The sequence below is a fragment of the Micromonospora sp. MA102 genome, assembly GCF_025460765.1.
Lineage (GTDB): Bacteria > Actinomycetota > Actinomycetes > Mycobacteriales > Micromonosporaceae > Micromonospora > Micromonospora halotolerans.
On the sequence record NZ_JAMWEG010000014.1, the window covers coordinates 85,084 to 109,131 of the forward strand.

At 74.6% G+C, this 24,048-nt stretch carries 20 protein-coding genes; 10 read left to right on the plus strand and 10 right to left on the minus strand.

Annotated features, from left to right (window positions below):
• Positions 1 to 34 precede the first annotated feature (34 nt).
• Complete coding sequence (locus NFX44_RS24660) at positions 35 to 316, plus strand: hypothetical protein (RefSeq protein ID WP_262285969.1); 282 nt, start codon at positions 35 to 37, stop codon at positions 314 to 316.
• On the opposite strand, the gene NFX44_RS24665 is transcribed toward NFX44_RS24660, so the two are convergent.
• Together NFX44_RS24665 and NFX44_RS24670 are read right to left on the minus strand one after the other, a co-directional pair.
• On the minus strand, positions 310 to 1,110 hold the full coding sequence (locus NFX44_RS24665) for an SDR family oxidoreductase (RefSeq protein ID WP_262285970.1): 801 nt from the start codon (positions 1,108 to 1,110) through the stop codon (positions 310 to 312). The two genes, NFX44_RS24660 and NFX44_RS24665, sit on opposite strands and share 7 nt — an antisense overlap.
• Entirely contained in the window at positions 1,107 to 2,090 is a 984-nt protein-coding gene (locus tag NFX44_RS24670) for an LLM class F420-dependent oxidoreductase (protein ID WP_262286025.1), read from the minus strand. Before NFX44_RS24670 ends, NFX44_RS24665 begins: the two co-directional genes overlap by 4 nt.
• 187 nt (positions 2,091 to 2,277) lie before the next feature.
• On the opposite strand from NFX44_RS24670, the gene NFX44_RS24675 reads away from it, so the two are divergent.
• Together NFX44_RS24675 and NFX44_RS24680 are read left to right on the plus strand one after the other, a co-directional pair.
• The gene (locus tag NFX44_RS24675; protein WP_262285971.1) at positions 2,278 to 3,513 is read left to right on the plus strand and encodes a low temperature requirement protein A; all 1,236 of its coding nucleotides are present in this window, start codon (positions 2,278 to 2,280) and stop codon (positions 3,511 to 3,513) included.
• 51 nt (positions 3,514 to 3,564) lie between these two features.
• Positions 3,565 to 4,416 carry a DUF1028 domain-containing protein gene (locus NFX44_RS24680; RefSeq protein WP_262285972.1) on the plus strand — a complete coding sequence of 284 codons (852 nt, stop codon included), beginning with the start codon at positions 3,565 to 3,567 and terminating at the stop codon, positions 4,414 to 4,416.
• Positions 4,417 to 4,448: 32 nt separating this feature from the next.
• On the opposite strand, the gene NFX44_RS24685 is transcribed toward NFX44_RS24680, so the two are convergent.
• Positions 4,449 to 5,150: a maleylpyruvate isomerase N-terminal domain-containing protein gene (locus tag NFX44_RS24685; protein WP_262285973.1), complete on the minus strand. Its 702-nt coding sequence runs from the start codon at positions 5,148 to 5,150 to the stop codon at positions 4,449 to 4,451.
• A gap of 157 nt (positions 5,151 to 5,307) precedes the next feature.
• Here NFX44_RS24685 and NFX44_RS24690 point away from each other — a divergent pair, with 157 nt between their 5' ends.
• The 4 genes from NFX44_RS24690 to NFX44_RS24705 all read left to right on the plus strand — a co-directional run bounded on the left by NFX44_RS24690 (position 5,308) and on the right by NFX44_RS24705 (position 8,548).
• The gene (locus tag NFX44_RS24690) at positions 5,308 to 6,123 is read left to right on the plus strand and encodes a DedA family protein (protein ID WP_262285974.1); all 816 of its coding nucleotides are present in this window, start codon (positions 5,308 to 5,310) and stop codon (positions 6,121 to 6,123) included.
• A gap of 77 nt (positions 6,124 to 6,200) precedes the next feature.
• Positions 6,201 to 7,373 (plus strand): sensor histidine kinase, encoded by a 1,173-nt coding sequence (locus NFX44_RS24695; protein WP_262285975.1) that lies wholly within the window; start codon positions 6,201 to 6,203, stop codon positions 7,371 to 7,373.
• Positions 7,364 to 8,008, plus strand: coding sequence for a response regulator transcription factor (locus tag NFX44_RS24700; RefSeq protein ID WP_262285976.1), 645 nt, complete (start codon positions 7,364 to 7,366; stop codon positions 8,006 to 8,008). The genes NFX44_RS24695 and NFX44_RS24700 overlap by 10 nt, the downstream gene beginning before the upstream one ends.
• An 87-nt stretch (positions 8,009 to 8,095) precedes the next feature.
• On the plus strand, positions 8,096 to 8,548 hold the full coding sequence (locus NFX44_RS24705) for a YbhB/YbcL family Raf kinase inhibitor-like protein (RefSeq protein ID WP_262285977.1): 453 nt from the start codon (positions 8,096 to 8,098) through the stop codon (positions 8,546 to 8,548).
• Between the two features lie 34 nt (positions 8,549 to 8,582).
• Here NFX44_RS24705 and NFX44_RS24710 read toward each other — a convergent pair whose 3' ends face one another.
• Positions 8,583 to 9,464: a phosphatase PAP2 family protein gene (locus tag NFX44_RS24710; RefSeq protein ID WP_262285978.1), complete on the minus strand. Its 882-nt coding sequence runs from the start codon at positions 9,462 to 9,464 to the stop codon at positions 8,583 to 8,585.
• A gap of 90 nt (positions 9,465 to 9,554) precedes the next feature.
• Between NFX44_RS24710 and NFX44_RS24715 the strand changes: the two genes are divergently transcribed.
• Positions 9,555 to 10,238 (plus strand): DUF3159 domain-containing protein, encoded by a 684-nt coding sequence (locus NFX44_RS24715; protein ID WP_262285979.1) that lies wholly within the window; start codon positions 9,555 to 9,557, stop codon positions 10,236 to 10,238.
• Between the two features lie 286 nt (positions 10,239 to 10,524).
• On the opposite strand, the gene NFX44_RS24720 is transcribed toward NFX44_RS24715, so the two are convergent.
• Positions 10,525 to 13,422 (minus strand): glycoside hydrolase family 48 protein, encoded by a 2,898-nt coding sequence (locus NFX44_RS24720; RefSeq protein ID WP_262285980.1) that lies wholly within the window; start codon positions 13,420 to 13,422, stop codon positions 10,525 to 10,527.
• Between the two features lie 858 nt (positions 13,423 to 14,280).
• Between NFX44_RS24720 and NFX44_RS24725 the strand changes: the two genes are divergently transcribed.
• Positions 14,281 to 15,774: a GH1 family beta-glucosidase gene (locus tag NFX44_RS24725; protein WP_262285981.1), complete on the plus strand. Its 1,494-nt coding sequence runs from the start codon at positions 14,281 to 14,283 to the stop codon at positions 15,772 to 15,774.
• Between the two features lie 51 nt (positions 15,775 to 15,825).
• On the opposite strand, the gene NFX44_RS24730 is transcribed toward NFX44_RS24725, so the two are convergent.
• The 3 genes from NFX44_RS24730 to NFX44_RS24740 all read right to left on the minus strand — a co-directional run bounded on the left by NFX44_RS24730 (position 15,826) and on the right by NFX44_RS24740 (position 20,380).
• A complete protein-coding gene (locus tag NFX44_RS24730) occupies positions 15,826 to 16,239 on the minus strand; it encodes a roadblock/LC7 domain-containing protein (RefSeq protein ID WP_204342026.1) in 414 nt (137 codons plus the stop codon).
• A 5-nt stretch (positions 16,240 to 16,244) separates the two neighbouring features.
• On the minus strand, positions 16,245 to 18,866 hold the full coding sequence (locus tag NFX44_RS24735; protein ID WP_262285982.1) for a nitrate- and nitrite sensing domain-containing protein: 2,622 nt from the start codon (positions 18,864 to 18,866) through the stop codon (positions 16,245 to 16,247).
• Positions 18,867 to 18,976: 110 nt separating this feature from the next.
• A complete protein-coding gene (locus tag NFX44_RS24740; RefSeq protein ID WP_262285983.1) occupies positions 18,977 to 20,380 on the minus strand; it encodes an FGGY family carbohydrate kinase in 1,404 nt (467 codons plus the stop codon).
• 260 nt (positions 20,381 to 20,640) lie between these two features.
• On the opposite strand from NFX44_RS24740, the gene NFX44_RS24745 reads away from it, so the two are divergent.
• Positions 20,641 to 22,560: a chorismate-binding protein gene (locus NFX44_RS24745; RefSeq protein ID WP_262285984.1), complete on the plus strand. Its 1,920-nt coding sequence runs from the start codon at positions 20,641 to 20,643 to the stop codon at positions 22,558 to 22,560.
• Between the two features lie 70 nt (positions 22,561 to 22,630).
• Here NFX44_RS24745 and wrbA read toward each other — a convergent pair whose 3' ends face one another.
• On the minus strand, positions 22,631 to 23,248 hold the full coding sequence (gene wrbA / locus NFX44_RS24750; RefSeq protein WP_262285985.1) for an NAD(P)H:quinone oxidoreductase: 618 nt from the start codon (positions 23,246 to 23,248) through the stop codon (positions 22,631 to 22,633).
• Between the two features lie 329 nt (positions 23,249 to 23,577).
• Positions 23,578 to 23,973: a hypothetical protein gene (locus tag NFX44_RS24755; RefSeq protein WP_262285986.1), complete on the minus strand. Its 396-nt coding sequence runs from the start codon at positions 23,971 to 23,973 to the stop codon at positions 23,578 to 23,580.
• Positions 23,974 to 24,048 lie beyond the last annotated feature (75 nt).

Sequence of the window (24,048 nt, forward strand, 5' to 3'; positions counted from 1 at the left end):
CGGCGGGCTGGCGCCGGGCACCTAGCGTGAGGGCATGGTCGTCGCGATGTGGGTGGCGCTGTCCCTGGTGGGGGCCGGGCTGGCGGTCACCGCCGGCTGGCGGTGGCGTGCGCGGGCCCGGCGTGAGCCGACCCGGGCGGAGCGGTTGGCGGCGGCCCGGAAGGCCGCGCACGGCCTGCGCCGCGCGGGTTCCCGGCCGCACCGGGACACCTTCGAGCGGGGCGCCGCCCCCGGCGACCGCTACTCCGCCGCGATCCTGGAGAACAGCGTGTACGGCGACGCCGCCGACCACAGCGGCGGCAGCGGGTCCTACTGACCGGCGGCGCGCAGCTTGCGGACGAGTTTGCGCACTCCGGCCTGCCAGCCGTCGGGGTCCTCGGCGCGGCGGCGGGCGTAGCCGGCGACCTCCGGGTGCGGCAGGATGAGGAACCGCTCCTCGGCGAGCCCGGCGATGGTGGCGTCGGCGACCTGGTCGGGGGTGAGGATCGCGCCGGAGGCGGCGATCACGCGGGCGCCCAGGTGCCCCTCGGCCAGGCCGCCGGCGAGCATCGGGGTGTCCACGCCCTGCGGGCAGAGCGCGCTGACCCGGACGCCGGCGTCCCGGTAGGTGATGGCGAGCCACTCGGCGAGGCCGACCGCCGCGTGCTTCGTCGCCGTGTAGGGGGCGTCGCCCACCGCGGTCAGCACACCCGCGGCCGAGCAGGTGAAGAGCAGGTAGCCCTGGCCGCGGCGGAGCATCGCCGGCAGGGCCGCCCGGGCGCTGTGCACGTGCCCCAGCACGTTGACCCGCCAGGCGCGCTCCCAGTCGGCGTCGGGCGCCTCCACTCCCCCGCCGGTGGCCACCCCGGCATTGGCGCAGAACAGGTCGATCCTGCCGTAGCGGTGCTCGGTCTCGTCGACCAGCGCCCGTACCTGCGCCTCGTCGGTGACGTCGAGCCCGACGCCGTGCGCCACCGGGCCGATGCCCTCGGCCACCGCGCGCGCCGCCTCGGCGTCGAGGTCGGCCAGGACGACGGCGGCGGCGCCCTCGGCGACGAACCGGCGGCCGAGCGCCGCCCCGATGCCGCCCGCCCCGCCGGTGATCACGGCCACCCGGTCGGTGAGGTTCATGAGCCCGCCTCCCCGCCGGTCGGGCCGAGTCGCGGCAGCAGGTCGGCCCAGGCGGTCGCGCCGCCGGCGGCCAGTTCCGGGGTGGGCAGCAGCGCCAGGACGGGCACGTCCACGCCGTGGTCGGCGTACCGGCGGGCCCGGGCGACGCACTCCTCGGGCGAGCCGTGCAGGACCAGCGCGTCGACCACCTCGTCCGGCACCGCCGCCGAGGCGCCCCGCCGGTCCCCGGCGGCCCACGCCGCCCACATCGGGCCGAGGCTGTCCTGCCGCCCCAACCAGCGGTGGAAGGCCGCGTACGCCGGCACGGTCAGGTAGCCGGTGATCAGCCGGCGGCCCAGCGCCCGGGCGTACGTGGCGTCCTCGGTGGGGCAGACGAAGATCCGGGCGGCGACCTCGAAGCCGGGGCGGCGCTCGCCCAGCTCGGCCAGGGCGGTCGGCACGTCGCCGGCGGCCAGCCAGTTGAGGATCACCCCGTCGGCCTCGGCGGCGGCGAGCCGCAGCATGCCCGGTCGCAGCGCGGCCAGCAGCACCGGCGGCGGCACGGTCGGCGGGCGTTCCAGGGTGAACCGCCGGACGGCGAAGGTGTCGTACGCCTCGTCGACGGTCTCCCCGCGCAGCGCGGCGCGCAGGAAGCGCAGCACGTCCCGGGTCCGCTGGAACGGCTCGTCGAAGCGCACCGCGTTCCAGTCCTCCACGAGCACCGGCGAGGAGGCGCCGATGCCCAGCGCGAAGCGCCCCGGAGCGGCCTCGGCGAGGGCGGCGGCGCTCATCGCGAGCAGCCCGGGCCCCCGGGTGAAGACCGGGGCGATCGCGGTGCCCAACCGCAGCCGCGGTTGCCAGGCGGCGGCGAGCGCCAGCGGGGTGAACGCGTCGGTGCCGGCGACCTCCGACGACCAGACGTCGGTGAAGCCGGCCCGGTCGAGCGCCGCGTAGACCCCGGCGTGGTCGGCGAGCGTGACGCCGGCCAGCGGCACCGTCATGCCCCATCGATTCGTCACCGGTCGATCGTGCCCGGTCGCCGTCGCCCGGGGCAAGATCCCGACCGGCGCTTCCCGGTCCGGACGCGACGCGCGCAGCCGCAGGGTGACGCGGCGGGTACGCGGGCGCTGCCGCCCGCAAAGAGTGCTACGACTGCCAGGTGGGGTGGACCGGGGTCGGGGGGCGGCGGTGAGGATTCCAGAGCCGGCCGCCCTGCTTCCGTCGCGGGGCGGCCCGAACCAGGCGACGTTCCTGGAGCTCTTCTTCGACCTGGTGTTCGTCTTCGCGCTGACCCGGATCTCCGCCCGCGCCTTCGAGGACCTGGCTCTGGAGGGGGGCAAGACCGGCTGGACGGCGGTGACCGGGGGCGGCAAGACCCTGCTGCTGCTCCTCGCGCTGTGGGCGGTCTGGCAGGGCACCGCCTGGACGACGAGCCGCTACGACCCGTACCACATCTGGCTCCAGGTCATCGTGGTCATCGCGCTGGTGGGCAGCATGGTGATGGGGGTGGCCATTCCCCGCGCCTTCACCTCCACGGGGATGGCGTTCGCGCTCGCGTACGTGGTGGTGCAGGTCAGCCGGCCGGGAATCCTGCTGCTGACCCTGGGCCGGGTCCAGCACCGCCGGCTGAAGCTGCGCATGCTGATCACGTTCAGCGTCACCGGGGTGCTCTGGGTGACCGGCGCGCTGCTGCCGACCAACCCGCGGGTGACGCTCTGGACGCTCGCGCTCCTGCTGGAATACCTGGCGTCCCGGTTCGGCTGGCCGGTCCCCGGGCTGGGCCGGTCGACGGTCTCCCGCTGGGACATCCACGGCGAGCACCTGGCCGAGCGCTACCAGCAGTTCTTCCTGGTCGCGCTCGGCGAGTCGATCCTGATCGCCGGGCTCGCGTACAGCCGAGACCCGCACAGCGGCAGCCGCACCGCCGCCTTCGCCGCCGCGCTGCTCACCTCGGTGCTGCTCTGGCGGATCTACGTGCAGCGGGCCGGGCAGATCCTGGGCGAGGCGGTCACCCGGGCCGCGCATCCGGCCACCATCGGCCGCTCCGCCGCCGACACCCACCTCGTCATGGTGATCGGCGTGGTGTCCACCGCGATCGGCTACGAGCTGGTCAACGAGCACCCCACCGGCCACAACCAGGTCGGGTGGCTCGCCATGATCCTCGGTGGCCCGGCGTTCTTCCTGCTCGGGCGGGCGCGCTTCGAGTACGAGGTGTTCGGGCGGGTCTCCCCGTCGCGCTGGGTGGCCGTCCTCGTCCTGGTGGCGCTCATGCCCGTGCTCAAGCCGGCCGTGTCGCTGACCGCGGCCGTCGCCACGCCACTCGTCGCGGCGTTCGCCGCCCCGCTCGTGCTGCTCGGGGTGGCGATCGCCGACGCCCGCCGCGCCTGGGGCCACCCGCCGGAGGAGGCCGCCCCGCCGTTCTGACGTGACCGATCGGGCCCGCCCGTGCGCCCGCCCCGGCGCTACCATCCGCGGGTGACGTTCTCCATCGTGGCCCGTTCCGCCGACGGGCTCCTGCACGGCATCGCCGTGGCCAGCAAGTTCCTCGCCGCCGGGGCGCTGGTGCCGGCCGCCGAGGCCCAGGTCGGCGCGATCGCCAGCCAGGCCCACGCCAACCTGGCGTACCGCGCGCAGGGGCTCACCATGCTCCGTACCGGAGTGCCCGCGGCGGACGTGGTGGCCGGCCTGATCGCCGCCGACCCGGGCCGGGACGACCGGCAGCTCGGCGTGGTGGGAGCGAAGGGCGACGGCGCCACGTGGACCGGGCCGCGCTGCCACCCCTGGGCGGGCGGCCAGTCCGGCGACGGCTGGGCGGCACAGGGCAACATCCTGGCCGGCCCGGAGGTCATCGACGCGCTCCGGGACACCTGGCTCGACCGGGCCGACCTGCCGTTCCCGCAGCGCCTGCTGGCCGCCCTCGCCGCCGGCGACCGGGCCGGCGGCGACCGGCGCGGCCGGCAGAGCGCCGCCCTGTTCGTCGTGCAGCGCCACGGCGGCTACGCCGGCACCGGCGACGAGCTGGTCGACCTGCGGGTCGACGACCACCACGACCCCGTCGGCGAGCTCGCGCGCCTGCTCGACATCCACACGCTGCTCTTCGGCAAGCCCGACCCGGCCACCCTGCTCGACCTCACCGGGCCGGTCGCCGACGAGGTCGCGGCGCTGCTGGCCGCCGCCGGCCACCCGGTCGGGCCCGCCGGGGTGGAGGACGCGCTCGACGCCTGGGCCGGCGTCGAGAACCTGGAGGAGCGCATCGTCCCCGGCCGGATCGACCCCGTCGTCCTGGACCACCTGCGCCGCACCGCGGCGCCGGCCGCCGGCGCCTGACCGCCGCCGGTAAGCCGCCGGTAAGCCGCCGGTCAGCCGCCGAAGGAGAGCCAGCGCCAGCCGGTCCGGTCCAGCACGGCCCGCTCCGCAGAGGTGAGCGGCACCCGGCCGGTGGCCTTCCGGACCAGGGTGAGCGCGTCCCAGCCGAGCTCGTCGGGGACGGGCCGGCCGGCTGCCGGCTCCCCCGGCCCGGGGCCGCCGCCGGCCAGCAGGTCGGCCACCACGGCCGCCGCGGTCGGCGTCAGCCACGGCCGCCGGTCCAGCGCGTCGGCCAGGTCCAGGCCGTGCACCGCGACCTCCACCACCCGGGTACGGAGGAACTCCGTCAACGCCATGGCGTCGCCGTGCCGGGTGCGGACCAGCCGGCCCGACGGCGCGGCGGCCACCGCCGCGTCGGCGGCCCGCCAGGCCCGCGCGAAGCCCTCCGCCACCTCGGGGACGCCGGGCAGCTCCCGGGCCTCCCGCCGGGCGCCGTCGATCCGGTCCCGGTCGACCTCCGGCGCGAACTTGGCCGCCCCGAAGTAGCCGGCGGCGTCCACCTCGGCCCGCTCCGGGGCGGGCGCGGCGAGCATGCCGACCAGCCGACCGGCGCCGGTGCGCACGTGCGCCAGCAAATCCCGGACCGCCCAGGGCGGGCAGGGTGTGGGCCGGTCCAGGTCCACCGCGTCGAGGTCGCGCAGCACCCCTTCCAACCGCGCGCACTCGTCGCGGAACGCCGCCCGTACCGTGTCCATCCCCGTCCCGCTTCCTCGGTGAACCCATCCGTGCCGACCGGATTATTCGCCCGCCGTCCGGTGCGGTTTTCCGCACCCCGACCTGGTGTGGTCGACCTCCCGGAGTCGGTGGGCGACCTCATGGTGCGGGCCGCGGTGCGTTCCTAGCGTCATGGGCATGATCTTTTTGTGGAACGCGACGCGTGCCGGCTGGGCTCAGGAGGCTGAGCCACCGGGCGGCCTGGTGGGGTTGGTGACCGACCTGGTGGAGCGACTCGGTGCGCCCGGGGCCGGCCTGGCGGTCGCGTTGGAGAACCTGTTCCCGCCGATCCCGAGCGAGGTGATCCTGCCGCTGGCGGGCTTCGCCGCCAGTCAGGGCCGGATGAACCTGGTCGCCGCGATCGTCTGGACCACGATCGGCTCGGTGGTGGGCGCGGTGGCGCTGTACGCCGTCGGCGTGGGGCTCGGACGGGACCGGGTCCGCGCGATCGCGGCGCGGCTGCCGCTGATCAAGCTGAGCGACATCGACCGCACGGAGGCGTGGTTCGCCCGGCACGGGGTGAAGACCGTCTTCCTCGGGCGGATGATTCCGATCTTCCGAAGCCTGATCTCGATTCCGGCCGGGGTGGAGCGGATGCCGTTCGGCACGTTCCTGCTCTACACCACGCTGGGCAGCCTGGTCTGGAACACGGTGTTCGTGATGGCCGGTTACGTGCTCGGGGAGAACTGGCGTGCCGTGGAGCCGTACGTGGGGACGTTCCAGAACGTGGTCATCGCGGTCTGCGCCGTCGTCGTGGGGTTCTTCGTGGTGTCGCGGCTGCTCGGGACGCGGCGGAGGCGTCCGACCGTCGATGACGGGCCGACACCGGGCACGCCCGGGCCGTACCGGTCGGGTGCGCGTGTCGCAGCACACCGGCACGATGGGGCGGATCGCCCGGCCGACGCCGCACGGGGCACCCTGTACGGCACGCCGCGCCGGCCGGAGGCAGGTTGACCGGCGGCGGGAGGATCGGTGGCCGGCCGCGGTGGACCGGACGGCCGGAACGTCACGAGCTGGGGAGGGACGGCCTGGTGGCAGAGCGCGTGGGGCACGGTCGATCGTGGGTCGGCGGCGCGCTCCGGTGGTGCCGGCCCCTGGCGGGCGTGGCGCTCGGCGTCCTCACCGCCGCGGCCGAGGTGCTGTTCCTGCTCCTCGCCGGGCTCGCCGTGGCCGCGGTCGCACCGGTCCCGGCGGCCCGGCGCCGCCTCGGCGCCGCCACCCTCCGGTACGCCCGGCGCGTCGCCGAGTGGGAGCGGCGCCGCCTCGCGATCGTCGCCTCGGAACCGCCCCCGCCACCGGTGCGGGCGAGCGGACCGCGCGTGCTCGGCTATCTCGCCGCCCGTCTCCTGCCGGCGGCGCTCGGCCTGCTCACCGGCGGCCTGCTCGTGGTCGGGGTGGTACTCGCCGGCATCGTGGTGCGCTCCTTCCTCGCGGGCACCCTCACCGCAGTCGATCTCCTGCTCCAGGCGTTCATCGGCGCGGCCCTGCTGCTGCTGGAGCTGCAGGCGACGGTGAGCGTGGCGACGCTGGACCGGTGGTTGGCGCACCGGCTGCTGGAATCCACCAGCCGCGAGGCGCTGCGGCTGCGGATCAGTGAGCTGACCGTCAGCCGGGCCGGCGTGCTGGCCGCGGTCGACGTCGAGCGCCAGCGCATCGAACGCGACCTCCACGACGGGCTCCAGCAACACCTCGTCGCACTCGGCATGCTGCTCGGGCGGGCGCGCCGCAGCCGCGACCCGGACCGGGCGCGCGAACTCCTCGTGCAGGCCCACGAGGACACCCAACGCGCCATCGACGAGCTGCGGGAGGTGGCCTGGCGGGTCTACCCCTCGGCGCTCGACCACACCACCCTGGACGAGGTGCTGGGCATGGTGGCGCAACGGTCGGCGATCCCCGTCCGGATCAGCTACGACGTGCCCGTCCGGCCGGCCCGGCCGATCGAGACCGTGCTCTACTTCGTGGCCTGCGAAGCGATCACCAACAGCACCAAACACGCGGGGGCTACCCTGATCACCATCGAGATCACGACGCGGGGCACGGGAATCGAGATGCGGGCGCGCGACGACGGCGTCGGGGGCGCCGACCCGCACGGCAGCGGCCTGCAGGGGCTCGCGCGCCGGGTGACCGCGCTGGACGGGCGGTTCGACCTGCACAGCCCACCCGGCGGTCCCACGACGATCCGGGTCGAGGTGCCATGCGCGTAGTGCTCGCCGAGGACTCCACCCTGCTCCGCGAGGGGCTGGCCCGCCTCCTCGCCGACGAGGGACACCAGGTGGTCGCCGCCACCGCGGACGCCGAGCAGCTCGTCACGGCGGTCGAGCAGCACCGTCCCGACGTCGTCGTCACCGACGTCCGGATGCCGCCCACCAACACCGACGACGGGCTCCGGGCGGCGCTGGAGATCCGCCGCCGCTGGCCGGACACCGCCGTGCTGGTCCTCTCCCAGTACGTCGAGCGGCGCTACGCCGCGAAACTCCTCGCCGACCGGTCCGAAGGCGTCGGTTACGTTCTGAAGGACCGCGTCGCCCAGGTCGAGGACTTCCTCGACGCGCTCGACCGCGTCGCCGCCGGCTCCACCGCGCTCGACCCCGAAGTGGTCCGGCAGCTCATCTCCGCGACCCGCCACACCGACCCGCTCCGCCGCCTCACCCCGCGCGAGCGTGACGTGCTGCATCACATGGCGCAGGGGCACACCAACGCCGCCATCGCCGCACGGCTGCACGTTTCACAGAGCGCGGTCGAGAAGCACGTCAACACCATCTTCGACAAGCTCGACCTCAGCCACACCACCGGCTACAGCCGCCGGATCCTCGCGATCCTGCGGTACCTCGGCTCCTAAGCGGCCGGCGGATCGCGGGCCGGGGGCGCGCCGTTTCGTCGCCCACCCGCCGGGTACGCGCCGGTCGACGAGGAGAGGGGGCGCCGAATGGCCGGCATCATGCTGCGCAGCACCGCGTTCACCGACCACGACCTGCTTCCCGGGCGTTTCTCCCAGGAGGGCGGCAACGTCTCGCCCCCGTTGGAGTGGTCCGGGGCCCCGGACGGCACGGAGGAGCTGGTCCTCATCGTGGAGGACCCGGACGCGGGGAAGACTCCTTTCCTGCACTGGCTGGTGACCAACATCGCGCCGGATTCCGGCGGGGTCGCCGAGGGCGGCGTCCCGGAGGGCGGCCGGGAGTGGCCCAACAGCTTCGGCACGACCGGCTGGGGCGGCCCGCACCCGCCTCGCCACGAGGACCCGCACCGGTACTTCTTCCGGCTGTACGCACTGGAACGCCCGCTGACGCTGCCGGAGGCGCCGCAGGCCCCCGACGTGCACCGCGCGCTCACCGACAAGGAGATCGCCAGCGGGACGATGGTGGGCACCTTCTACCGCTGACCCGCTCCGGGGACCGGCCGGGGATCCCGGCCGGTCAGCCCTTCCAGCGGGGCACGAGGCGGTGCACCACCGCCAGGACCAGCGCGGCCACCACGGCGATCGTGCCGGCGATGCCGGCCGCGCTGCCCGCGTACCCGATGAAGAGCGCGCGGCGGGTGAGCTCCTCGACGGGTGTGGTGGAGCGGTCGACCAGCCAGGACAGGGCGAACGCCGAGACGACCAGGGCGACGGCGCCGGCGAGGCCGAGCACGACGGCGGCGACCCGGTGCGCGTCGGCAGGGGACACCACGGCCTGTTCCCGCTGGAAGAACAGGAGCACCAGGCCGGCGACCGCGGCCCAGGCGCCCACGACGAGGAACGCGGCGACGGCGTCGCTGGGCCGGTGCCAGCCGGCCGAGAGGGTGGCCACCCCGGCGGCGGCCGCGTAGCCGGCGCCGAGGAACGCGCCGGCCACCCGCAGCTTCGGTGGCAGCACCAGGATCAGCGCGACCGCCACGGACGCGGCCACGGCCGTGTGTCCGCTGGGCAGGCTGTTGCCGGCCGCGGCCCGTTCCGGGTCGATGCCGAAGTCGGGGCGGTCCAGGTAGCGCTTGAGCAGCTGGGTGCTGACGTTCGCGCCGGCGATGAGCAGGGTGGCGGTGACGGCGAGCGCCTTGCGGCCGCGGATCAGCGCGATGAAGCCGATCATGGCGGTGGCGGCCAGCAGGGACACCACCGACATGGCGTTGAGGATGCGGTTGACCGGGCCGTCGATGCGGTCCTGGCCGATGCGGTTGCCGGTCAGCGCGACGGTGTCGATCCACTGGCCGAGCTCGGTGTGCACGGCGAAGCGCCATACCACCAGGAACGCGGCGGTCTGGGCCAGGGCCAGTACGACCAACCAGACCGCCGTCCAACCCCTCGCCGTCTCGCGCACCCGGACAACTTAACGGTCGGCCGGGTCCGGCGCTCGTCGGAGCCCCGGTGGGGTCGGCGTAGGTTGAGGCGCGACGGGAGGGGGTGGCGCGTGACCAGCACGCCGGAGCCGGGCCGGCCGTCCGGGGAGCCGCCGGAGTCGCTGGCCGATCTGCTGGGCGGCCGGGGCGGGGCCGTGGACGCGACGGTGCCCCCGGTGGCCTTCGCCATCGGCTGGCTGGCCGCCGGGCTGTGGGGCGGGGTGGTCGCCGCGGTGCTCGCCGGCACCGCCGTGGCGGGTTGGCGCTGGCGGCGCGGGGACCGGCCGCGGTCGGTGCTGATCGGGCTGCTCGCCGTCTGCGTGGCCGCGCTGGTCGCCCTGCGGACCGGGCGGGCCACCGACTTCTTCCTGCTGCAGCTGGTCTCCAACGCGGCGAGCGCGCTGGCCTGGATGGTCAGCATCGCGGTGCGTTGGCCGCTGCTCGGTGTGCTGGTCGGCGTGGCGCTGGGCCAGCGCGGCCGGTGGCGGCGCGACCCGGCGCTGCTGCGGGCGTACGGGCGGGGCAGCTGGGTGTGGGCGGGGACCTACCTGCTGCGGCTGGCGGTGTTCGTGCCGCTGTGGCTCGGCGGGCAGGTGGTCGCGCTGGTGGTGGCACGGGTGGCGCTGACCTGGCCGCTGGTCGCGGCGGCGCTGGCGGTGAGCTGGCTGGTGATCCGGCGGTCGCTCCCGGCGGATCACCCGGGGCTGCGGCATCCGGTCACGCCGTCCGATGCGGACGCCGCCGCGGCGAATTAAAAGAGAGGCCGCCACGGGGGGAGCGGCCTCTCCGGTGAATTACGTTACTCCGTCCGCGCCTGCGGTGTGATCCCGTGGAGCGCCGATTTTCCCGGGCTTTTTCGCGGCAAGTTCGTCTCCGGGCGGTTCGGTGGGCCGGTCCATCCGCTGCGTCGGCCGGACGGCCGGCCCACCCGGCCTGACCGTGGGAATCAGGCCGCCCGCCGACCGGGCCGCTCCGTTCCCCCTTCGGCCCGGTCGGCCCCTGCGCGGGCGGGCGGCGCCCGCCCGCGCAGGGGTGGTCACCTCACCCCGCCGGGAAGTAGGTGCCGTAGTCGGCGTACGCCATGGCGACGTCCGCCTGGGCCCAGAACCGGTGGTAGTTGAAGACCGGCTCCGCGCCGCCGTTGAGGTACGCCTGCACCTTCGGCCAGTCCGGGTCGTTCTTGTAGAACGAGCGGATGTCCAGGAAGCTCTTGCCGGCGGCGATGGCGTCGCCGTTGGGCATCTTCCCGGTCCAGCCGGAGGGGATGTAGAGGCCCTGACCGTCGGCCGCGTTGTAGACGTCGTCGAAGCGCTTGTAGTCGCCGCGCTTCTCCGGCATCGAGACGCCCTTGGTGTCGGCCGCGGCCGACAGCGCGTCCAGCAGTCCCTTGGCCGTGGTCTTGGCCGCGGCGTTGCCGGACTTGGCCGCGTACGCGATGAGGGTCCGGGCGTAGGCGGCGGCGACGCCGACGTCCTGGCCCTTCACCGTCACCTCGACGTGCAGGTTGGTGTTCGCCTGCGGGTTGGCCGGGTCCCAGTTGTTCGGCTGGCCGGTCCACTTCATGTCCGAGGGGATCGACCAGTTGGTGCCCAGCGTGGTGTTGGCGATCGCCCACGGCACCCACTTGTCCAGCAGCGCCTTGGCCTTGGCGTTGCCGGTCTGCAGGTACAGCTCGGCAATGCGCTGCATCGACCAGGCCTGCATGCCGAACCACTGGTTCGACGGCGGGTCGTTGTAGACCGGGTCGACGTCGTAGAACATGCCGTAGAAGGTGGCGGTGCCGGCCGGCGGCTGGGCGTAGCTGCCGTCCCAGCTGTTGGTGGCGCCACCGGCGATGCCGCCCTCGGCGGACTGCAGCCAGGTGTAGAACTCCAGCTGCCGGTCGAAGCTCTTCTGCCAGTCCGCGGTCGCGGTCGACGACTTGGGCTTGAGCTCCGGCACGTTGGTCAGCGCCCAGGCCGCCAGCGGGTTCTGGTAGCCGAAGTGGTTGTGGCTGGAGCCGATCCGCCACGACCAGTTCTGCGAGGTGTCGTACGCGCCGCCCCAGGCGTAGTACCAGGAGAGCAGGTAGTGCGCCGAGTCACGGCCGCTGCCGGCCGGGCAGGTGGACGCGCCGACGCAGTTGCCGATCTTCTTGAAGTACTTGTCGAACAGCGCGTAGCGCAGGTAGTCGCCCATCTTGGCGGCCTTCGCCACGGTGGCCGCGACGTCGGCCTCCTTGCCCTGCGCCTTGGCCCAGGTCAGCGCCCAGTACGCGGCCTGCACGGCGCGCGCGTCGGCGTCGGGGGCGTTGGTGTACTTCCACTGCTTCGCCGGGGCGGCCGACTCCTTGACGAACAGGTCGAGGTAGCCGTACTGGCCCCCGTGCTTGAAGGTGTCGCAGGACGGCTGCGGCACGGTCTCCCAGACGGACTCCTGGGTGCCCCGCTGGAAGGTGTTGATGTAGGCGGGGCGGGTGGTGCCGTCGCCGCAGCGGCCGTAGCCGTAGGTGTTGTCGACGTCGAGCAGCCAGTGCATGCCGTAGATGTCGCCGGTGCCGTAGGTGGACTGGAGCTCGGAGCGGAGCGGGTCCTGGCCGACCGGGACGTTGGGCTCCAGCGCCGACGGGTACTGGCTGGGCAGGTTGTGCTCGGCGGCGTACTGGGGGGTGCCCGGGGCGCCGGCGGTGGGCTGGTCGGCGTGCGACGGGATGATGTACTTCTCCATCACCGTCCACGCGTTGTTGAACGGGGCCCAGTTCTGGGTGACCCGGCCGTACTGCGCCTCCAGCCAGAGCCAGAAGCTGAACGCCTCCGAGGTGGTCTCGTGGCCGTGGTCGGGCGCCTCGACGATGAGCGTCTCGACGGAGTGGTACGGCACTCCCTCGGGGCTGAAGTACCCCGAGTTCTTGATCTTGCCGTACTGGTCGAGGAACTTCTTGATGTAGGCGTTGTCCCCGCCCGGGGTGTCGTTGTCGATCTCGGTGGCGGTGACCGCGACGGGGGCGAAGCCGGTGGCCGAGGCGGTGATCGTGGCGGTGCCGCCGGTGGTGTCGGCGTCCTCGGCGGCCGCGACGGTGGCGCTGACCCCGGTGTTCCAGTTGCTCGGGGTCAGGGTCAGCGTCGTGGGCGACACGGTCACGTCGCTGTCGCCGGTGACGGCGAGGGTCACCGGGACGTTGGCGGTCGGGGCGGCGCTGAGGGTGAACTTCACGGACGAGGTGCCGCCCTCGTTGACGCTGACCGCCGACGGGGTGGCCACCAGCACCGGGCCGGAGGCCGGGTTGACGGTGAACGACTTCTCGGCCACCCCGATGCCGTTGGCGTTGTCGTACGCCTTGGCCTGCACGGTGTAGCTGCCGGCCGGCAGGTCCTCCAGCGTGTAGCCGTAGGGGGCGCTGGTGTCGGTGTTGACGAGCAGGCCGTTGCGGTAGAACTCGACCTTGCTGATCGTGCCGTCCGGGTCGCTGGCGGTGGCCGTCAGCGGCACGTCGGCGGGCGCCTCGAAGGGCCCGGCCGGGACGCCCAGTGAGACCGTCGGCGGCTGGTTGGCCGGGGTGCCGTTGCAGGTGACGCCGTTGAGGGTGAACGCGGTCGGCTTCGGGTTGCTGCCCGAGTAGGCGCCGTTGAAGCCGATGGTGGTGGAGGCGCCCGTGCCGAGGTTGCCGTTCCACGACTCGTTGGTGGCGGTCACCTCGCTGCCGGACTGGCTCCACTTGGCCGACCAGCCCTGGGTCACCTTCTGGGTGCTGTTCGGGAAGGCGAACTTCAGGGTCCAGTTGGTGAGCGCGTCACCCAGGTTCTTGATGGTCACGTTGGCGGTGAAGCCCGTGCCCCAGTCGTTCGTCGCGTAGGTCACGTCGCAGGCCGGGGCGGCCTGCGCGGCGCCCGCCGGCAGGGCCACCCCGCCGATGGCGAGGGTGGTGGCGGCGAGCATCGCCGTCCGGCGACGTCTGGCCATGAGTCTCATGTGCGCGGTGTCTCCTCGGACCGGGCCGGGACGCGGAGCCCCGGCGGGGGCGCCTCCACGCGTCGACGCGGCGTACGCGGGGGGACGGAGGCGCCCGGAAAGGTGGTCGACCCGGCCGTGCCGGGGATTCGGTCGCCGCACCGGTGGTGAACCGGGTGCCCTCGGCGGCCCGCACTCGCGAGTTGGCTCCGCGTGGTGGTGGAAGTGTGCCATGGAAGCGCTCCCACCACAACGGCCAGGGCAGACACCCACGTCGATGTTTCGATCTCGTTTTGGGGCTTTCACAAAGCCGTGACGGGCGTTACAGTCGCAAGCATCGCCGATGGGAGCGCTTCCATCGACGGAGATACAAGAAAGAGATCGCCGGGAACCCTGAGTGCCCGGCGCGCCAGCCCCCACGGCTGACGGCGGGCCAGCCCGGACGCCGCCGTCAGCCTTCACCCACCGACATGGAGGGAGGTGGAACCAGAGCCACTCGCGTGGCCCGGCTCCCGCGCGGCACGCACGACCGGACGCCAATTCCACTCGTGCGTGTGTGCATCACAGGTGGGGACGGGGGTTGCCCTCCCCCGTCCCCACACTAAACCCCCGTTGTCGACGGGAAAAGAGGCCGACGGGACAGGCGCGACGCGCCGCCCGGACGGCCTTCTTCGCTATCCGCTCCCGCTCCATCGCCGCTCGCCCCTCCGCCGCCCGAGCGACACCCCACCCCTGCACACCTCCGGCCGCCCGCCGGCCGGGCCGCGCCTCTGCCGCGGTCCGCCCTCGGGACGCCGCCGGCAGCCCCTGGCCTATGCTGGGAGCGCTCCCGGCCTCTCGGGGCGGCCAGTCACTCCGAGGAGAACGCCCATGTCGCTACTCACCAGACGGCGCATGCTCCGCCGTGCCGCCCTGTCCGCGAGCGCCGTCGGCGCGGCCCGGACCGGGCTGGCCGGCGCCGCCGCCGCGGGCGCCGCCGCGTCCGCGACCGCCGTCGCCGGCTGCGACGGCACGCCCGATCCCGACGGCGACGCGCACCACGTCGGCGAGCTGCGCTTCCCGCCCGGCTTCGGCTGGGGCGCGGCCACCTCGGCGTACCAGATCGAGGGGGCCGCCAAGGAGGACGGGCGCGGCGAATCCGTCTGGGACACCTTCAGCCGCACCCCGGGCCGCACCCGCAACGGCGACACCGGCGACGTCGCGGCCGACCACTACCACCGGTACGCCCAGGACCTCGACCTGATGCGCGACCTCGGGCTGCGCAGCTACCGGTTCTCCATCTCCTGGCCCCGCATCCAGGCCGACGGGTCCGGGCGGCCCAACCAGCGCGGCCTGGACTTCTACCGGCGGCTCGTGGACGGGCTGCACGAGCGGGACATCGCGCCGATGGCCACCCTGTTCCACTGGGACCTCCCCCAAGCCCTCCAGGACGCCGGCGGCTGGGAGAACCGGGACACCGCCGAGCGCTTCGCCGACTACGCCGACGCGGTGTTCCGCGCGCTCGGCGACCGGGTGCCGGTCTGGCTGACCATCAACGAGCCGAAGACCGTGGTGCAGAACGGCTACCTCTGGGGGCACCACGCGCCCGGCCTGCGGGACCCGGCAGCGGCATACCTGGTGGCCCACCACCTCCAGCTGGGCCACGGTCTCGCCGTCCGCGCGCTGCGCGCCACCGGCGGGCAGGGGCGGATCGGCCCGGCGCTCAACCTGCACCCCTGCTACCCCGCCGACGAGACCGCCGAGGCGGTGGCCGCGACCCGGCTGTACGACGGCTACGAGAACCGGCTCTACCTCGACTCGATCTTCAAGGGCGCGTACCCGGAGGACGTGCTGGCCGACCTCGGCGCGGACAGCCGGATGGTCCGCGGCGTGCGCGACGGCGACCTGAAGATCATCTCCAGCCCGGTCGACCTGCTGGCCGTGCAGTACTACACGCCGATCTACGTCACCGGCCAGGGCGACACGGTCCGCCGGTGGCCGACGTCGGAGGCGGACTGGCAGCAGATCTACCCCGAGGGGATGTACGACATCCTGACCCGGGTCACCCGCGACTACGGCCGGGTGCCGATCACCATCACCGAGAACGGCCTGCCCTGCCCGGACACCCTCGCCGCGGACGGCACCGTCGACGACACCGCCCGGGTCGACTTCCTCCGCGACCACTTCGCGGCCGCCCACCGCGCGATCCGCGACGGGGTGCCGCTGGAGAGCTACCACGTCTGGTCGCTGCTGGACAACTTCGAGTGGAACGAGGGGTACGAGCAGCGCTGGGGCCTGGTCTACGTCGACTACCCGACCCAGCGCCGGGTGCTCAAGCGCAGCGCCCACTGGTACCGCGACGTGATCCGCCGCAACGGGCTCTAGGCGGGGCGGCCCGGCCGGGGCGACACCGGCCGGGCCCGCACCCGCCCCGGCTCAGCGGGGCAGCGCCTGCTGGAGTTCCGCCCGCAGCGCCGGGGTGAGCATCTCGCCGGCCTGCTTGGCCAGCCGCGCCATCTCGTAGCCGACCACGCCGATGTCGGCGTCGGCCCCGGCCAGCGTGGCCAGGATCGAGCCGTCCCGGATCTGCATGACCAGGAAGTAGCCCCGGCCCATCTCGACCACGGTCTGCTTCACGACGTCGCCGTCGAACATCTGGGCCGCGCCGGCGGTGATGCTCATCAGGCCCGAGGTCACCGCCGCGAGCTTGTCCGCGTGGTCGCGGGGCAGGTGCGCGGAGATCGCCACGAGCAGCCCGTCGGTGGAGACCACCACCGCGTGCGCCACCCCCGGCACCCGCTCGGCGAACGCGTTCACCAGCCAGCTCAGGTCCCGTGCCTCCTGGCTCAACGTCGTCACTGTCGAACTCCCCCTTCATCGCGCGGCAGGTACATCTCGGTGGTCTCCTCGGCCTCCGCCCGCCGCACCCCGCTGTAGTAGCGCGAGAGCATGCCGCCGACCGCCTCCGGGTCCGGCTCCGCACGCCCGGAACGGTTCGCGGCGGCGGGCTGGGCGACCGCGGAGAGCTGGGCCATCGGTACGCGTACCGGCAGCCCTCGCTCGTTGGTGCCTCCGGTGACCGGCGTCGTGGCGGGCGGCGGTGTCACACCGAGCACCGCGGCCGACGGGCCCTGGCGGCTGAACCAGCCACCGCCGGCCGGCGACCCGGCCGCCGGGGCGAGCACGTCCTCGGCCCGGCCCGGCACGGGCCGCGGCATGGGCACGGACGCGCCGGGCCCGGCGGCGGGACGGCCCCGCTGCGCCGCCTCCGTGGCGGGCGGCGACGCGCCGAGCGGAAGCCCGGTCAGCGGCGACACCGGCAGCTCCGCCGGTGGCCCCGGCGGGCGGCGTCCCGCCACCGGCAGCTCAGCGGTCGGCGTGCCGAGCCGGGCGGCGCCGGGCGTCAGGCGGGACGCGGCGGCCACCTGACTGGTCAGCATCCGTGGCGCGGCGGGCTGGTCCAGCCCCGGCGCGGGCGCCACGGCCAGCAGCTCGGCCGGGATCCGGACCCGGGCGACCAGGCCCTCCTGACCGCCCCGCAGCCGCACCCGCACGCCGTGCCGGGCACCCAGGTGGCTCACCACGAACAGGCCCATCCGCTCGGAGGCGGCCACGTCGGCCGCCGGCGGCTCGGCCAGGACAGCGTTCGCCTCGGCCAGCGCGGCCGGGCTCATCCCGAGCCCCTGGTCGACGATCTCCACGAACGCGCCCGGGCCCTCCGCGCCGGCGACGACCCGCACCACGGTGTCCGGCCGGGAGAAGGCGGTGGCGTTCTCCAGCAGCTCGGCGAAGAGGTGCACGAGGTCGCCCACCGCGTGCCCGACGACGTGCAGGTCGGAGCGGGAGTCGTGGCGCACCCGCTGGTACTGCTCGATCTCCGCGCTGGCCGCGAGCAGCACCGCGCCGAGGCCGACCGGCCGGTTCCACCGCCGGCTGGACTCGGTGCCGGCGAGCACCAGCAGGCTCTCGTCGTTGCGGCGCATCCGGGCGGCGAGGTGGTCGAGCTTGAACAGGTTCTCCAGCTGGTCCGGGTCGCTCTCCTCGCGTTCCAGCTCGTCGAGGAGTTCGAGCTGCCGCTCGACCAGCACCTGGCTGCGCCGCGCCAGGTTCACGAACATGGCGTTGACGTTGCGCCGCATCATCGCCTGCTCGACCGCGACGTCGACGGCGCTGCGGTGCACCGCCACGAACGCCTCGGCCAGCTCGCCGATCTCGTCCTGCGAGTCCACCACGGCCGGCGGCACGTCGATCGCGGCCACCGGGCGGTCCACGGCCCGCAGCCGGTCGAGGGTGTGCGGCAGCTCCACCTGGGCGATCCGCAGCGCCTGGCCGCGCAGCTGCCGCATCGAGCGGGCCACCGACCGGCCGACCAGCAACGAGATCAGCACGGCCACCAGGAGCACGCCGACGATGCCGCCGGCCACCAGCAGGGTGTCGCGCAGCTGCCGGGCGCTGGCGTCGTCGGCCTGGCGTACGGCGTCGTCGAGGACGCCGGCCTCCAGCTGCCGGAGCAGCTCCTGCCGCTGCTCGCTGGCCGCCCACCACTGCGTCGCCGGCAGCACCGCCGGCTCGGCGGTCCCGCTGGGCAGGGTCTGCTCCTCCAACCGTGCGGCCGAGACGAAGGCCGCGTCCACCGACGTCTCGTCGTAGCGGCGGACCTGGTCGGCGGTCGCGGCGACCCGGAACGCGCCCAGCGCGGTGAGCTGCTGGGCGCGCAGGTCGGTCAGCGAGACCTGGTCGTCCGCCTCGTAGCGGCCGGCGCGGGCGGCGGCGTACAGCTCGGCCCGGATCCGCGAGGACAGCTCCTTGACCCGGGAGAGCTGCACGTACCGCAGCACGGCGTTGGTCAGCGCCCGCTGGTCGTCGCCGGGCGACGGCTCGGCCAGCAGATTGAGCAGGGCGGCGATGGCCCGGTGGTAGTTGCTCAGCACGGTGTCGCTGGACAGCACGGCGGGCGGCACGGCGGCGCGGATGTAGACGACCTGGTCGTAGGCCTCCAGCACCTCGGAGTAGGCCACCCGCCAGGCGGCGTCGGCGTCGGCGAGGGGCTCGGCCGCGGCGCGCAGGTCGGCCATCGCCCGGTCGGAGGCGTCCTGGAGCGGCTTGAGCGCGGCGACCGCCGCGTCCCGGTCGGCGCTGCCGCCGGCCCTGCGCAGCGCGGCCAGCTCCCCGGCGGAGCGGTCCCGCTCCTGCTGGAGCCGGTCCACCGCGGTGCTGATCTGCCGGCCGATGCCGACCTGCTGGGCGAAGTCGCTCAGCGCGGTGGTCTGCCCGACCAGCCCTCGCGTCTGCACGCCGGCGAGCACCAGGAACGCCACCGAGGGCAGCACCAGCACGGTGGCGAGCTTCGTGCCCATCCGCCAGTGCCGCAACCGGAAGCGCGAGCGCCGCCGCCGGTGCGGCGCCACCCGGTCCTCGGACGGGCTCCGGCGCGGCTGCGGCGCCACGCCGCGAGCCGGGTCGGGACCTGCGCCCACGCTCTCCTCCTCGGGTCCCCCTCGGCTCCACCGGAACGGGGAGCGGAATCCCATCCAACCAGGCCGGCGGGCGGTGTCAAACGGTGCGGCCGGCGGCACGAACAGGACGGTCAGCGCGGTGGGCGGGCGGCTACGGTGTTCGGCTCGTCCCGGTGGTCCGTCCGGCCGATGCCGCCCACCCCCGCCGCCTCGGCGATCCGGCCGAGCGCCACCAGCGCGGCCCCGGTCGCGCCGATCTCCGGGTTGCGCTGGTGCAGCACCGGACGAGGGGCGAGCGCGTCGACGAACGCCGCCCGCCACCAGGGCGAGGCGGCCATCGCGCCCCCGCCGAGCACCACCTCGGCCGGTTCGCCCGCACCGGCCTCAAGCAGGGCCAGGTCGTCGGCCATCAGCCGACACAGCTCGGTCATCAGGACGGCCAGGATGTCGACCGCCGTGGTGCCGAAGCTCAGGCCGCGCAGCTCCCCGGAGCCGGCCGGGGCCAGGCCGGGCGGCCGGTCCCCGCCCAGCCGCGGGTTGGCCCGCAGGGCCAGGTTCGTGCCGGCCCGGCCCAGCGCGGCCTCCAGCTCGGCGCCGGACGGCAGCCGCAGCTCGCGGGCCGCCCACGCGAACAGGTTTCCCCCGCTGGAGTACGCCGCCCCGGTCACCACGTGCTCGTGGTCGACCCGGTAGCGCCAGAGCTCCTCGGGCAGGGGCGGCAGCGGCGCCCCTGCCGGCAGGGCCTGGACGAGGCGTACGGCGGCCGAGGTGCCGACGGTGACCGCGGCCCGGGAGCCGTCGACGCAGCCGGAGCCCACGTTGGACGCCGCGCCGTCGCCGACCGGTGCGGCCCAGCGGGCGTCGGCGAGCTGCGGCCAGCGCTGGGCGTGCTCGGCGCGGAGCCGGCCGCGCCACCGCTGCGGGGCCAACGCCGGAAGCTCCTCGGGGCGTACGCCGGCCAGCTCGCACGCTTCGGCGTCCCACTCCAGCAGGCGCAGGTCGAGCAGCCCGGTACCGGAGGCCATCGACACGGACATCGGCGCCTCGTCGAGCAGCTCGCCGAGGGCGTACTCGACGAGCCCGCCGAAGCGGGCGACCGCGCTGCCGCAGTGCTCCCGCACCCAGGGCAGCCGCATGGTCCAGTAGCAGCGGTGCCACCAGGCGCCGGTGCGGTGGTGGAAGGCGTCCGGATCGGTCGGGCCGACCGCGCCGGCGACGGGCTCCGGCCGGGTGTCCATCCAGGTGAGCACCGGGCCCAGCGGGGTGCCGTCGGGGCCGAGCGGCAGCACCGAGTGCCACTGTGCCGAGGTGGCGACCAGCTCGACGTCCCGCAGGTGCCCGCCGGCGGCCAGCTCGTCCAGGCACTCCGCGAGGCAGGCCAGGTAGCGGGGCCCGTCCAGTACGCCGCTGCCGTCGTCCCCCGTCACCAGGTGCACCTTCCGGCGGGCCAGCGCGCCGGGGCGCGGGACGGCGTCCCCGTCCAGCACGAGCCCGCGCACCGACGAGGTGCCCAGGTCCAGAGCGAGAATGTCCATCGCGGGTCAACCTACCCGCCGGGAGCGGCGGCGAAGCCAAGATCGGCCGGGCCGGGCGCGGCGATCGGGTTCCCCGGGCACCCGCGCTCGCGTACAGTGATCGTCATGCCCGCGCACCTGACCTGCTGGTGGCCCGCCGACCCGGCGGCCCACCCCCGCGCGTAGCTTCCCCACGCGGCCGCCCGACGAGGCGGCCGCCGGTCTCTCCCCGGCATCCCGGGTCGCCCCGCCGGCGGCCTCCGGCCCACCGAGGAGACCCGATGCCCCGCCCGCACGACCCGCTCGCCGCCATCGCGGCGGGCCGCGACCCCGGCCCGTTCGCGCTCGTCCGCCGCGAGGGCGCCGACCACGTCGACCTGTTCACCGGTCCGGTACGCACGGCCGACCGGCTCGCCGACCTCCCGCTGCCCGACGGCGGCCCCGGGCCGCGCACCCTGGCCCTGGTCCCCTACCGGCAGATCGCCGAGCGCGGCTTCGCCTGCGTGGACGACGGCCTGCCGCTGGAGTACCTGCTGGTCGCCGAGCACCGGCAACTTTCGCTCGACGCGGTGCTGGCGGTCCTGCCCGACGCGCCGGTGGTGACCCGCGACGCCGCCTTCGACATCTCCGACGCCGAGTACGCCGACACCGTGGGCCGGGTGCTGCGCGACGAGATCGGCCGGGGCGAGGGCGCCAACTTCGTCATCCACCGCACCCTGCGGGCCACCGTCGAGGGCGCGCCGCTGGTGGCCGCCCTGGCGGCGCTGCGCCGGCTGCTGCTGCGCGAGCGGGGCGCGTACTGGACGTTCGTGGTGCACACCGGCAGCCGCACCCTGGTCGGGGCGAGCCCGGAGCGGCACGTCAGCGTGGACGACGGCCTGGTCATGATGAACCCGATCAGCGGCACGTTCCGGCACACCGGCGCGGCGGCCGACCGGGACGCCCTGCTGCGCTTCCTCCACGACCCCAAGGAGGTCGAGGAGCTGTACATGGTGCTCGACGAGGAGCTGAAGATGATGGCCACCGTCGCCGAGCACGGCGGTCAGGTGGTCGGGCCGTACCTGAAGGAGATGGCGCACCTCGCGCACACCGAGTACCTGCTGGCCGGGCGGGGTTCGCTGGATGTCCGGGAGGTGCTGCGGGAGACCATGTTCGCCCCCACGGTCACCGGTAGCCCGATGGAGAACGCCTGCCGGGTGATCGCCCGGCACGAGCGGACCGGCCGGCGGTACTACGCCGGCGTGCTCGCCCTGCTCGGCCGCGACGAGCAGGGCCGGCAGACCCTCGACGCGCCGATCCTGATCCGCACCGCCGAGCTCTCCCCCGACGGCGAGCTGCGGGTGCCGGTCGGGGCGACCCTGGTCCGGCACTCCACGGCCGAGGACGAGGTGGCCGAGACGCACGCCAAGGCGGCCGGGGTGCTGGCCGCGCTCGGCCTCGGTCCGGACGCACCGGCCCGCGGCGCCGGGCCCGCGCCGCGGTACGCCGACGACCCGGAGGTGCGTGCCGCGCTGGCCGCCCGGAACATCCCGCTGGCCCGGTTCTGGCTGGACCAGCGCGTGCCGGGGGCGACCGCGCTGCCGGGCCTGGCCGGCCGCCGCGCGTTGATCGTGGACGGTGAGGACACCTTCACCGGGATGCTCGCCCACCAGCTCGGCGCGCTCGGCCTCGCGGTGACCCGGCGGGACTGGCCCGACGCCGGCCCGGTCGACGGGTACGACCTCGTGGTGGTCGGCCCCGGCCCGGGCGACCCCGAGGACCTCGCCGAACCGAAGATGGCGAGCATGCGGGCGCTGCTGGCGGAGCTGCTCGCGGCCGGGCGGCCGACGCTGGCGGTCTGCCTCGGCCACCAGTTGCTCGCCGGGCTGCTCGGGCTGCCGCTGCACCGGCGCGACGCCCCCTACCAGGGGCTGCCGCGGGACGTGCCGGTGTTCGGCGCGACCCGCCGCGTCGGCTTCTACTCCAGCTTCACGGCCCGGGCCGGCGCCGACCGGATCGGCACCGCGTACGGCCCGGTGGAGCTGGCCCGGGACCCGGCCGACGGTGCGGTGCACGCGCTGCGCGGGCCGGGCTTCGCCGGGGTGCAGTTCCACCCGGAGTCGGTGCTCAGCCGGGACGGCATGGCGGTCCTGGCGGACCTGCTCGGGCACCTGCTGGCCCACCCGGCGCTGACCGGGCATGGACCGGCGGATCGGGGGTAGGGCGAGGGTGACCGGTGGTCCGGACGGGTCGAGAGCCCCCGCCCGGCCACCGGTCACCTCGTGCCGAGGGTCAGCCGGCCAGGCCCTTCTTGAGCGCGGCACCCATCTGCACCGCCCGCTTCGCGGTCAACGCGGTGGCGCCGAGGGCCATGTGGTCCGGCGCGATCTCACCGTTGTTGCTGGTGTGCGAGGCGCCGTACGGGTTTCCGGCGACGAACTGGCTGGGATCGGTGTAGCCGGGGGTGACCACGACGCCGCCCCAGTGGTAGAAGATCGTGAACAGCGAGAGCAGGGTGGACTCCTGACCGCCGTGCGAGGTGGCGGTCGAGGTGAAGCCGCTGTAGACCTTGTCGGCCAGCGCGCCCTGCGCCCAGAGCGGGCCGGTGGTGTCGATGAACTGCTTGAGCTGGGCGGCGATCATGCCGTAGCGGGTGGGCGAACCCATGATCACGACGTCGGCCCAGGAGAGGTCGTCCGGCTGCGCCTCCATCACGTCCTGTGTCTCCAGGCGGTGCGCCTGCCAGCCCGAGTTGGAGCGGATCGCCTCGTCCGGCGCCAGCTCACGTACCTTGCGCAGGCGTACCTCGGCTCCGGCCTCCCCGGCGGCCTCGACCGCCGCCTGCGCCATCTGGTAGGTGATGCCGGTCGCGCTGTAATAGATCACCGCGACCTTGACCTGGCCATCCATCAGACGTTTCCTCCTCGGTGTCGGGTCAGCTTCGGCGACTACCCGGTGGTTGCGCCGTCAAACGGCGGATGCGGGCGGGGCGGCGATCAGCGCGTCCGCCGACCGGCCCTGCTCCCGCGGCACCGCCTACTGAGCGGCATCGATACCTTGCCGCGGCTCAAGATTTGCGCAAGTTCCGATGGAAACCGCTTCCCCGGGTCGCGCCGCCCGGGGATCCTGGTCCCACCGGTGCCGGCGTACCGCCGCCGCCCCGCACCGGGAGCCTGAACGGGGGATCGCGCTCCGCCGGCAACGTGGCTGGCGTAGCGCGATCAGGGGTGCTCCCGCGCTCAGTCGTTGAGCTTGTCCCGCAGGTCGGTCACCCGCTTCTCCAGCCGGTCCACCGCCTGCTCGTTGTTCACGAACGTGCTGATGCCGGCGGCGAGAGCCAACCCGAGCAGCACCGCCAGGATGCTGAGCACCAGGCCCCCGATGGCCACCCCGCGCCCGGTGACGCCGGGACGCCGGCTCATCCGCAGCCCGACGATGCCCAGGATGATGCCGATGATCCCGAGCAGCAGCCCCACCGACGCCAGGATCGCGGTGAGCACGCTGAGCAGGCCGGCCACGCCGAAGACCAGCGAAAAGGTGGCCGCCGCGCTGGTCTTCGCCCCGCCGGACGGGCCCGCCGGCCGGGCGGTGGTGGCCCGCCCGGCCCCCCGGGCCGGTTCACTGGACGCTGTCATCACCCACACCTCGCATTCCTCGCATCGATTTCCCGACGCCGCATCCCCGCTCCGGCCGCGCTCATTCCTCGCGAC

Coding starts and splice junctions, on each gene's coding strand:
- NFX44_RS24660 (WP_262285969.1), top strand. CDS start 35: ATGGTCGTCGCGATGTGGGTGGCGCTGTCCCTGGTGGGGGCCGGGCTG.
- NFX44_RS24665 (WP_262285970.1), bottom strand. CDS start 1,110: ATGAACCTCACCGACCGGGTGGCCGTGATCACCGGCGGGGCGGGCGGC.
- NFX44_RS24670 (WP_262286025.1), bottom strand. CDS start 2,090: ATGACGGTGCCGCTGGCCGGCGTCACGCTCGCCGACCACGCCGGGGTC.
- NFX44_RS24685 (WP_262285973.1), bottom strand. CDS start 5,150: ATGGACACGGTACGGGCGGCGTTCCGCGACGAGTGCGCGCGGTTGGAA.
- NFX44_RS24690 (WP_262285974.1), top strand. CDS start 5,308: ATGATCTTTTTGTGGAACGCGACGCGTGCCGGCTGGGCTCAGGAGGCT.
- NFX44_RS24700 (WP_262285976.1), top strand. CDS start 7,364: ATGCGCGTAGTGCTCGCCGAGGACTCCACCCTGCTCCGCGAGGGGCTG.
- NFX44_RS24705 (WP_262285977.1), top strand. CDS start 8,096: ATGGCCGGCATCATGCTGCGCAGCACCGCGTTCACCGACCACGACCTG.
- NFX44_RS24720 (WP_262285980.1), bottom strand. CDS start 13,422: ATGGCCAGACGTCGCCGGACGGCGATGCTCGCCGCCACCACCCTCGCC.
- NFX44_RS24725 (WP_262285981.1), top strand. CDS start 14,281: ATGTCGCTACTCACCAGACGGCGCATGCTCCGCCGTGCCGCCCTGTCC.
- NFX44_RS24740 (WP_262285983.1), bottom strand. CDS start 20,380: ATGGACATTCTCGCTCTGGACCTGGGCACCTCGTCGGTGCGCGGGCTC.
- NFX44_RS24745 (WP_262285984.1), top strand. CDS start 20,641: ATGCCCCGCCCGCACGACCCGCTCGCCGCCATCGCGGCGGGCCGCGAC.
- wrbA (WP_262285985.1), bottom strand. CDS start 23,248: ATGGATGGCCAGGTCAAGGTCGCGGTGATCTATTACAGCGCGACCGGC.
- NFX44_RS24755 (WP_262285986.1), bottom strand. CDS start 23,973: ATGACAGCGTCCAGTGAACCGGCCCGGGGGGCCGGGCGGGCCACCACC.